The organism is Clostridium gasigenes (assembly GCF_900104115.1).
GTDB lineage: Bacteria > Bacillota > Clostridia > Clostridiales > Clostridiaceae > Clostridium > Clostridium gasigenes.
In genome coordinates this window covers 1-1455 of the sequence record NZ_FNJM01000042.1, presented here as the reverse complement: position 1 = coordinate 1455, position 1455 = coordinate 1, and the positions used below count along the sequence as shown (strand labels likewise).

1 rRNA gene is annotated in these 1455 nt (G+C 24.3%); it reads left to right on the top strand.

What is annotated here, in order from left to right:
* Positions 1 to 85: ribosomal RNA gene (gene rrf, locus BLS77_RS20840) — 5S ribosomal RNA — on the top strand; the annotation flags it as partial.
* Positions 86 to 1455 lie beyond the last annotated feature (1370 nt).

Below are 1455 nucleotides of genomic sequence, written 5' to 3'. Positions count from 1 at the left end.
TTCCATTCCGAACAGGAAAGTTAAGCTCTACAGCGCTAATGGTACTGCACGGGCAGCTGTGTGGGAGAGTAGGACGTCGCCAGGTTAATAAAAAAGAGTCTAATTAGACTCTTTTTTTGCGTCCAAAGTTATTATAAATAAGAACTCTAATCTAATAGGGTTCTTTTTTATTTTCAAATAGTTCAATAGCGATTTTAAATGAGTAAAAATGATTAAATTAATTAGATAATATAGAATTATAAATAAATAAATATAGATAAAAAATTATTTAAATCTAACGTAATTAATATATTGGATATAAAATTAGAGGTAAAGTAAGATGAATGGCAAATTTACAATAAGATTGATCATATAAAAAGGAAGAAGGTAATAGATAAAAATAGATATCAATGAAAATGTAATAGGGAGGTGAAAACTGCTGCTAATAAAAATTATATATTAGAACTGAAAAATATAAATAATTAAGCTTTAGATTAAGCTTAAAATTTAAAAGGGGCACTTTTCAAGTAGGTAAGTTTTGATACATAGATATATTAAGAAAAGAGAGTAGAGATTATATTTTATGTGAAATTCGAGATAAGGAGTTTGGTTCAGGTGAGAATATAGGAAATAAGGATGAATTAAAGAGAGAATTTACTGAGGTAATGAATAAAATTGGTAGTTTAGCATATTCAGATAAAAATTTACAATGAAATTTAAGGTAAAGATATATGTTGTATAATTAGGGTTGATGATAAAGTCAAATGTGTATTTAAATGGAGTTAAATATATAAGTGGGTATTAAGAGTATGAGAACTAAAAGCTTTTTAGGGCGAGGTAAAATATTAATACTAGCAGAAAGTTTTTGAAAATTAATTTAGTAAATATAGTATGAAGTATATTTTCTCTTTAATAAGATAGATTAATATATATAATATAAAGTATTATGATTATATTTTTGTATCTATGATTACAGGGGATAACCATTAGTGATATATGGGTAAATGTAGTCTGAAGTAGTTAAAAATTTTAATAATAGATATAGACAAGTAAAATCATATATATTATTTAAAGTATAATTAATCTGTAGTAGAGGTGGAAATTATCATTTATGTAAAATAAATAAGAAGTATTTTAATAATAATAATTGATATTTAATTGAGATATTTATTTAAATTCTAAGTAAAGTAAATATAAAACACAATAGAATTTATAAAATAGGTATATAAATAGGCACAAACGGTGCCTAGGATATCAATAGTAGTAAATCAGAAGAAAATAAAGAATAAGTTAGAATATTTATCATAATTGTGTACAAATAAAGAATTGATGGAAATAATAAATAGAGAAAAGGTGTTAAGATAAAACACGTCGCAAGAGACAAACAAAGAAAAAACAACATAAAAAATAGTTGTTGACAGAGTTTAGAAGCAGTGATAAGATAAAGAAGTCGCAAATGACGAACTAAGAAAAACA